Origin of the sequence: Pseudomonas sp. (assembly GCF_026224925.1) — a bacterium.
Taxonomy (GTDB): domain Bacteria; phylum Pseudomonadota; class Gammaproteobacteria; order Pseudomonadales; family Pseudomonadaceae; genus Aquipseudomonas.
Genome location: NZ_JAMFRV010000476.1, coordinates 1 through 7,753, shown reverse-complemented (window position 1 = coordinate 7,753; position 7,753 = coordinate 1). Strand labels below are relative to the sequence as shown.

The window sequence follows — 7,753 nt, the reverse complement described above, 5'->3', positions numbered from 1 at the left end:
GCCGTCACGAAATGTGCCCGGTTCTGAAGCCTGAGCTATGAACTCTGAGGCATGCCTGCCGTTATAGACACCGAATAACAAGAACAAGAGGTCCCTACACATGAGATTTACCGACAAAGTGGTACTGGTTACCGGTGCCGGTCGTGGCATGGGGCGCGCCATCGCCTTAGCCTTCGCCCGTGAAGGTGCGCAGGTGGTGGTCAGTGCTCGTACCGAGAGTCGCGGTGCAGAAACCGTGAGCATGATCGAAGCATTGGGTGGCAAAGCCTGTTTAGTGGGCGGCGATGTAGCCGACCGTGCGGCGATCAAAGGCATGGTCGATGGCGGCGTGGACGTTTTTGGTGCATTGGATATCGTCGTGCATTGTGCGGCTGACACCAGCCGCGGGTTTATCATCGACATGCCCGACGACACCTTCGATCACATCGTGCGCAGCAATATCCAGTCGCTGTTCTGGCTAGCCAAGGACGCAGCACCGCACTTGTCCAAGTCCACGGACAAAGGCCGGTTGATCTTCATTTCCTCCGGCGAAGCTAACCGAAAATATACCCCGCAGCTGATTCCCTATGGTTCCAGCAAAGCCTTCATGAACGCGTTCGCCCGTGGGTTGGCCGCGGAGTTTGGTGCACTGAATATCTTGGTCAATGTGGTCGAACCCGGTCTGATCGGCACCGACCACATGCACGAAACCCTGGGTCAGGATTTACCGCATGCCTTGGCTGCGAATTTTCCAGTGCCGCGCCTTGGCCGCTCGGAAGACATTGCCTCAGCTGTGATGTTTCTGGCTTCCAACGAGGCGAGCTATATCACCGGTACTTCGTTGCTGGTGGACGGCGGGGCGACCATGGTCAACATGCCCAAGATCGACGCAGCGCTGAAAGCCCACTAACCCCAAACCACGCCTCGCAGCCGAACAGCGGCGGGGCGTCGGGAGCGTTGCCATGTCCGTTTCCCCCGTTTTATCTGATCGAACCCAAGCGCCCGGTGAGTTCTCCATGGCCTGGCGCATCGTGCTGCTGGGCGTTGCCGGGGTGTTGACCAGCATGAGTTCTGCGTTGCTCTATGGCTTCGGCACTTTAGTGATCCCACTTCAGGAAGCGTTTGGCTGGAGTCGTGGCGAACTGCAAACCTCGATTACTTTCCTATTTGCTGGTGTCGCCATCGGCTCGCAGTTGCTGGGTTGGTTGTATGCGCGCTATGGCTTGCGGCGGGTAGCCATCGCCTCGTTGCTGGTGCAGATTGTCGGTTATCTCGCGCTAACCCGTTTGAGCGGCAGTGTGTACTGGCTGTACTTCGCCTTCTTCGTCATGCCGCTGTTGGGCGCAGGCACCATCGCTATTACCTGGACGCAGCTGATTAGCCTGTGGTTCGAGCGCAATAGAGGCGTGGCTTTGGCCATCATTCTCAGCGGCTCGGGCTTGGCGGCGATGCTGATGCCGCCGCTGTTGGCCTGGGCGGTTCACACCGGAGGCTGGCGAGCAGCGTTCATGTTGCTGGCGGCCATGCCGTTGTTGCTGACGTTGCCGATGGCGATTTTCTGCCTGCGTTTTCCTGCGCGGTTGCTTGCCAGGACTGATGCGGTCACGCCGGAACCGGCGCTAGAGGGCATACCGTTCAAGGTCGCCATTCGTACCTGGGCGTTCTGGGCATGCAACCTGGCGCTGATTCTTTCGGTGTCGTTGATCGTCGGGATGATCACCACCATCGTTCCTTATCTGCAGGACAAGGGCGTGGCCAGCGTTACCGCCAGCCAGATCTTCAGCAGCTTCGGGGTGTCGATTATCGTCAGCCGCTTGCTGGTGGGGTATTTGCTCGATCGCTTTCAACCCAATCTGGTCGCCGCTGCCTGCCTGTTTATACCGGCAGTAGGCTGCGTACTGTTCATGGTTAGCGGACCCAGTGCCATTGGCAGCTTGTTACTGGCGACGATTTGCATCGGCGTCAGTGCCGGGGCTGAGTTCGACATTGCCGCATTCCTGATTGCCCGCTATTTCGGCATGCGTGATTACGCGCGGATCTTTGGCCTGCATTTGGGGCTAGTGACGGTGATTTCAGGGTTGGCACCGGCGTTCTTTGGTCATCTGTATTCAGTGTTCGGCACTTACTCGCCGGTGCTGTTGTACTGCCTCGGCTGCGCCGTGATCGGACCTTTGGTCATGCTCACACTCAGCACCGCAACGGTATATCGCAAGGTTGCGATTTGATAACTTTCACGGGATATAGCATGAGCACTCCAGACAAAAGCACCATAGAGCACTTTCTCCACGGCCAGGTGGAATGTTGGAACGCAGGCGATAAAGAGGGCTTCTTCGGCCATTATCGCAGCATGGCTGGAAAGGGCCTGAGCATCGAATACGTAGGCCATCCCGAACGTGATGCCTGGCAGGTACTGGAAAACATGTGGGCACAGCAGAGCTCGAAAATCCGTATCGAGGTCAAGGCAACCATCATCAACGGCAACGAAGCCGCCTGCCACCATCGCAACGCGTTCGTGAACGGTGAAGGCGGGGTTGAGACCATTGAGGTGTATCGGTTTGACGAAGGGTTGTTGTCGGTTCGGTATTTTGTGGCGGGTTGAGGGTTTGCGCCCTCTGTAGGCGTCAGCTTGTTGGCGAGGCAGTGTGTCTGACTAACCGCATTAAATTCTTCCCGAATAAATTCGGTCCCACAGGGGCCAGATACATACCTGTGGGACCGAATTTATTCGGGAAGCGTTATCTCGCTAACAAGTTGGCTCGGTCGGTTGAGACCGTCAGTTCGCGCCATTGCTCTATGCCATCGAGCATCTTCCCTAGCTTGGCACTAACTTGCGTATAAGCGTCTGAACCCGCCAGGAAACGCACAGGTGGCGTTGGCTGACTGGCCAGCTCTACCAACGCTGCGCCCAATCGAGCAGGATCACCGGTTTGTTGATGGTTACCGGCCGCGCAGGACGCACGGACCTTCTCCGAGAAGGCGGCGTAGTCGCCAATCACTACCTCGCCAAAGGCTGCAGAACTGTCATCAAGAAAGTCGGTACGAAACACCCCCGGTTCAATCAACGTGACGTGAATCCCAAACCCTGCAACTTCCTGAGCCAAGGATTCGGAAAAACCCTCGACCGCAAATTTAGACGCGCAATACAGCGCGGCGCCGCCCATGCCGATCACACCACTGATCGACGAAACATTGAACACATGCCCACGGCGCTGCTTGCGCATGACCGGCAATACTGCCCGACACACATTCATCAGGCCGAATACATTGGTAGCGAACTGACGCTCGACGTCCGCCGGCAAACTGGTTTCGAACGGCCCCAATTGCCCATAACCCGCATTGTTAACCAGAACGTCGATCTGCCCGAAATGTTCCATTGCTGCAGCGGTGGCTGCCTGCACGTGAGCCGGTTGGGTCACGTCCAGCGCCACTTTGAGCACGTTTTTCAGAGAATCAGGAAACAGCGCATCCAGTGACTCAATGCGACGGGCAGTGACCACCACGCGGTCACCTGAATTTAATGCAGCCAGCGCGATGTGCGCACCCAAACCCCGGGATGCGCCGGTGACCATCCAGACCTTACTCATGACTAAAGCTCCTTAGGGACGGTTGGCCAATTCCCAGACTTTGAGGTCGAAGCCCTCGGCAGCGGCTTGCGACGGATTGAGCTGAGGCGAGCGCGCGAGAATCTTGCGTGCAGCCATGTGGTCGCCCGGACGGTTGCAGGACTCCACGGCCACCAGTTGAGTGTTGCGAAAGCACAGAACCGACAGCTGCGAAGTCTCAAATGATCCCAAGGTCACGGTGCTGTCGTAGCCGGTGGAAAGCCCCGCAATTTGCAGCTTGAGGCTGCCCTGATCGGTCCAGAACCATGGCAGGGCTTCATAAGCCGCCGGTTTACCCATCAACCGCGCCGCTATGCAGCGAGCTTGATCGACGGCGTTCTGTACCGACTCCAGGCGAATCGGCTGTTGATCGTTGTGCAAGCACGGAAAGCTTGCCACATCACCCAGTGCCGATATCTGCGGGTCACTGGTGAGCAAATGTGCGTCGACCTTGACCCCGTTTTCAATATCGAGACCGGCTTCGGTCGCCAGCAGTACGTTGGGAATTACGCCAATGCCGAACACCACCAGGTCGGCCAGCAGACGACGGCCATCGCTGGTGTTCACCGCACACGCTTTGCCGTTGTCGCTTTCGATGCTCGACAAGCCTTGGCGGAAATCAAAATGCACGCCCCATGTCTCATGGGCTTTACGGAATACTTCAGACATTTCTCGGGACACCGCGCGTGCCATCGGTCGGTCTCCCAACTCCAGCACATGCACGTTGGCACCCAATGCTGCGGCGACGGCAGCAAACTCCAGGCCGATAAAGCCCGCACCAATCACCACCACGTTTTTCGCGGCTTTCGCAAGCGGTGCGAGGGTGTCGGCGTCGAGTTTGGTCTTGATCCCGAATACACCCTGGGAGTCGGCGCCCGGAACTGGCAGCGGGCGATTGTGCGCACCTGTAGCGAGCACCAGATGGTCGTAGCTAAGCGCCTCACCGGAGGCCAGCAGCACTCTGCGGTTGAGGCGGTCAATCGCGGTGGCCTGATCGTGAATCAGTTCGATATTTTGCGTAGTGAAAAACTCGGCGGGACGAAACAGCAGCGCGGTCTCGCCGATTTTTCCTAGCAGATAAGCCTTGGACAGCGGCGGCCGTTGATAAGGCAGGCCGGGCTCGTCGCCGACCAGGCTAATACGCCCGGTATAGCCTTCTTGACGTAACGAGGCGGCGACCTGAAAGCCGGCCTGGCCTGCACCGACGATCACAACCGAGGCGAGTGACATGGAAACTCCTTACGAAAATCGATCTGAGGGCGTGCTTATAAAAAAGTGGGCTCAGTACTGGGTTTCAGGCAGCCGCAGCACTAGCCCGTCGAGGGCTTCGCTGACGATCAATTGGCAGGTCAGGCGGCTGTTGTCGCTGCGGCCGCAGGCGTAATCGAGCATGTCGCTTTCGCCGGATTCAGCTGCAGGGAGTCGGCTTAGCCAAGCGTCGTCAACATAGGCGTGGCAGGTGGCACAACTGCAAGCACCGCCGCAATCGGCCTGTAATCCGGGCACGCTGGCGAAGTTAGCGGCTTGCATCACCGATTGGCCAATGTCGGCGGACACCCGATGTTCGGTGCCGTTGAATTCGATCAGGGTCAAAGTGGGCATGCGCGGTTTTCCTTTATTAGGTTCAAGGGGCTGGCTTCAGCGGCTTAACGAGTGAGCAGACAGGGGTGGCGCTACAAAACGCGGCACCCGGCCCAGTGTCAGCAACAGCAGCGGGCCGATCACGCAACAGGCCAGGCAGTACATCAACATGGCTGAGTAATCGCCGGTACGGCTGAGCATGAAAGCAAAAAGCAAAGGCGCCAGTGCCGAGGCCACGGTATTGAGGCCCTGATGCACGCCAAACAAGCGACCGTATTCACGCAGGCCGAAGTAGCGTGCGACGAGGAACGCGGCGATATCGAATTCAGCACCCGCGCCGAAGCCGACCAAGACCGCCGCCAATACCAGAAGATGAAAATCCACGCCGCCATTCAAATAAAGGATGCAGCCAACCGCAGGCATCATCAGGCTGAACGCGGCCACGGCAGGCGGCCACAGGCGGTCGAGCAAATAGCCAATCAGCATTCGGCCGAAGATCAGCGAGACACCGAAGCCACTGAAAATCAGCCCCGCATCACTGGCACTCAGGCCCCGTGATTGCAGCAGTGGAATGGTACTGGTGACCATGCCGACCACAGAAGACACCACCATCGACAGCGCCAGATTGCAGATCCAGAACTTGCCTGAACGCATGCCTTCGCGAAAGCTCATGCCGGGCAATTCCAGCATGGCGTTGTCAGTCGTGTTGTCGGTGGTCTTGGTCAGGGCGCCCGGCAGGCGAAACCAGAGCAGTGTCAGCGGTAGCAGCACCAGCAAATTAAGCAACGCGAGAATGACAAAGGCTGCGCGCCAGTCCCAATGCTCGATGCCCCAACCCAGCAGACGCGGGATGATTGCGGCGGTCAGCCCGGTGCCGGAGAGACCGACTGCCAGCGCCAGCCCTCGGTTGCGGTCGTACCAAAGGCTCAAGAGTTGGGTCCACGTCACCGCTAAAGTGCCCATACCAACGATGGGTAGCAGAGCGAAGGCCAGGTACATCGACCAGATCGAACTGGTCAATTGCGTTGTGGCCAGGTAACCCAGCACCAACAACAGGAGGGAAATCACCGTGACCCGCTTGATGCCATACCGCAGGTTGAACCAGCCGACCAACTGCAGGGAAACCACCGCGCCACCGAAGAGAAAGGTGATGCACGCCTGCAATTCCGGTTTAGTCCAGCCAAACGCTTGGCCTAGGGGCAACACCAGAGTGCCGAAGCCATAAAGCAGAGCTGCGTTGATACTGATGGCGACGCCAGCGACTGACAGAATCAGGACTTTCCACGCGCTGCGGAACTCACTGAAATCGATCGCCGCTTCGTTTTTCGAAGAGGACATGGTTTGGCTTCCTTATTGATTTTATAGAGCCAAGCGTTGTTCGGTGTGATCACCTCGATCACGGCATTAGATTCTGATTAAAGAATTGCATGTTGGATTCAGAATATTCCAGCCGGCCGTGGCTGTCCAGTCACTGATCGTTGAGTATCGTGCAAATAATAGACACAAACTAAAAAAGTGTTCATTATTATTGAAAACTGAACCAGACAAAGGAGATAACAATGAGTTCAGACAAGGCAACATTCCGTGTAGTCGCTGACCGTTCCCGCTGCTGTGGTTATGGTCTGTGCGCAGCAGTCTGCCCCAGCATCTACAAGCTGGACGACGATGGCCTGGTGTACCTGGATAGCAATGTGGTTCCGCCGGAACTGGAGGAAGAAGCCCGCGAAGGTGCGGCTGCCTGTCCGGCTGAAGCGATCTGGCTGGAACCTATAGAGCCGCCTGACAGCGCGGCTTGATCGGCAACAGTCGTAGACGCCCACTATCCATCGGGAGCAGCGCATGACAGGTCGTTTGCAAGACAAAGTTGTACTGATTACGGGCACTGGCGGAGGTCAGGGCCGTGCGGCCGCACTACGCTTCGCTCGCGAAGGCGCGATTGTGGTCGGCTGTGACACCCAAACTGCCGCCAACGAAGAGACCGCTGCCTTGCTGCAGGCTGAAGGGCTGCACTTGTACGGTTACGCACCGGTAGACCTCGGTGATCATCAACAGGCCAAAGCCTGGATCGATGCGGCAGTCGAAGAGCACGGGCGCATCAACGTGCTCTATAACAATGCCTCCGCAGCGCGATTCGGGCCGGTGAGCGAGCTGTCCATCGAGGATTGGCACTTTACGATTCGCAACGAATTGGACCTGCTGTTCTACACCACCAAATATGCGTGGCATCACCTCGCCGAACAGCGCGGGGTAATCATCAATATCTCATCCACCGCTGGCTGGGGTGGCTCGAAAGTCGCCGGTATCAGCGCGCACGCTGCGGCCAAGGGCGCGGTAATTGCCTTTACCCGTCAACTGGCGGTTGAAGGCGCGCCGGTGGGTATTCGCGCCGTCAGCATCAGCCCCGGTTTTATCGCGACGCCCGGGACGGCACCGTTCCTTGAGAACCCGGTGGCCCGTGCGGCATTGCTCGACGGCGTATTGATGGATCGTCCCGGCGAGCCTGAAGAAGTGGTGGCTATGGCGTTGTTTCTAGCGTCGGATGAAGCCTCATTCATTACCGGCTCGGATATCGTGGTCGACGGCGGATTGCT

General features: G+C 57.8%; 9 protein-coding genes. 5 read left to right on the top strand and 4 right to left on the bottom strand.

All coding sequences use genetic code 11. The features are described 5' to 3' along the window. Positions 1-100: 100 nt before the first annotated feature. The 3 genes from M0974_RS20465 to M0974_RS20455 are packed head-to-tail and all read left to right on the top strand — an operon-like array spanning position 101 to position 2,578. Entirely contained in the window at positions 101-889 is a 789-nt protein-coding gene (locus M0974_RS20465) for an SDR family oxidoreductase (RefSeq protein WP_297840911.1), read from the top strand. 52 nt (positions 890-941) lie between these two features. Beyond that, the gene (locus M0974_RS20460; protein WP_297840909.1) at positions 942-2,204 is read left to right on the top strand and encodes an MFS transporter; all 1,263 of its coding nucleotides are present in this window, start codon (positions 942-944) and stop codon (positions 2,202-2,204) included. A gap of 20 nt (positions 2,205-2,224) precedes the next feature. Then, positions 2,225-2,578, top strand: coding sequence for a nuclear transport factor 2 family protein (locus M0974_RS20455; RefSeq protein WP_297840907.1), 354 nt, complete (start codon positions 2,225-2,227; stop codon positions 2,576-2,578). Positions 2,579-2,714: 136 nt separating this feature from the next. Here M0974_RS20455 and M0974_RS20450 read toward each other — a convergent pair whose 3' ends face one another. Genes M0974_RS20450 through M0974_RS20435 form a run of 4 tightly spaced genes read right to left on the bottom strand, consistent with a single transcriptional unit; the run spans position 2,715 to position 6,500 of the window. Continuing rightward, positions 2,715-3,563 (bottom strand): oxidoreductase, encoded by an 849-nt coding sequence (locus tag M0974_RS20450; protein ID WP_297840904.1) that lies wholly within the window; start codon positions 3,561-3,563, stop codon positions 2,715-2,717. 12 nt (positions 3,564-3,575) lie between these two features. Next, positions 3,576-4,811, bottom strand: a complete 1,236-nt coding sequence (locus M0974_RS20445) for an FAD-dependent oxidoreductase (RefSeq protein ID WP_297840902.1) — start codon at positions 4,809-4,811, stop codon at positions 3,576-3,578. A gap of 51 nt (positions 4,812-4,862) precedes the next feature. Beyond that, the gene (locus M0974_RS20440) at positions 4,863-5,183 is read right to left on the bottom strand and encodes a 2Fe-2S iron-sulfur cluster-binding protein (RefSeq protein WP_297840900.1); all 321 of its coding nucleotides are present in this window, start codon (positions 5,181-5,183) and stop codon (positions 4,863-4,865) included. 36 nt (positions 5,184-5,219) lie between these two features. Continuing rightward, complete coding sequence (locus M0974_RS20435; RefSeq protein WP_297840897.1) at positions 5,220-6,500, bottom strand: MFS transporter; 1,281 nt, start codon at positions 6,498-6,500, stop codon at positions 5,220-5,222. Between the two features lie 221 nt (positions 6,501-6,721). On the opposite strand from M0974_RS20435, the gene M0974_RS20430 reads away from it, so the two are divergent. Beyond that, a complete protein-coding gene (locus M0974_RS20430; RefSeq protein ID WP_297840894.1) occupies positions 6,722-6,958 on the top strand; it encodes a ferredoxin in 237 nt (78 codons plus the stop codon). 43 nt (positions 6,959-7,001) lie between these two features. Then, the coding region (locus M0974_RS20425; protein WP_297840891.1) for an SDR family NAD(P)-dependent oxidoreductase at positions 7,002-7,753 on the top strand (752 nt) is incomplete at its 3' end.

Excerpts from the sequence above, each read along its gene's own strand:
- M0974_RS20450 (WP_297840904.1), bottom strand. The coding sequence starts at position 3,563 with ATGAGTAAGGTCTGGATGGTCACCGGCGCATCCCGGGGTTTGGGTGCG.
- M0974_RS20460 (WP_297840909.1), top strand. The coding sequence starts at position 942 with ATGTCCGTTTCCCCCGTTTTATCTGATCGAACCCAAGCGCCCGGTGAG.
- M0974_RS20455 (WP_297840907.1), top strand. The coding sequence starts at position 2,225 with ATGAGCACTCCAGACAAAAGCACCATAGAGCACTTTCTCCACGGCCAG.
- M0974_RS20465 (WP_297840911.1), top strand. The coding sequence starts at position 101 with ATGAGATTTACCGACAAAGTGGTACTGGTTACCGGTGCCGGTCGTGGC.
- M0974_RS20435 (WP_297840897.1), bottom strand. The coding sequence starts at position 6,500 with ATGTCCTCTTCGAAAAACGAAGCGGCGATCGATTTCAGTGAGTTCCGC.
- M0974_RS20440 (WP_297840900.1), bottom strand. The coding sequence starts at position 5,183 with ATGCCCACTTTGACCCTGATCGAATTCAACGGCACCGAACATCGGGTG.
- M0974_RS20430 (WP_297840894.1), top strand. The coding sequence starts at position 6,722 with ATGAGTTCAGACAAGGCAACATTCCGTGTAGTCGCTGACCGTTCCCGC.
- M0974_RS20445 (WP_297840902.1), bottom strand. The coding sequence starts at position 4,811 with ATGTCACTCGCCTCGGTTGTGATCGTCGGTGCAGGCCAGGCCGGCTTT.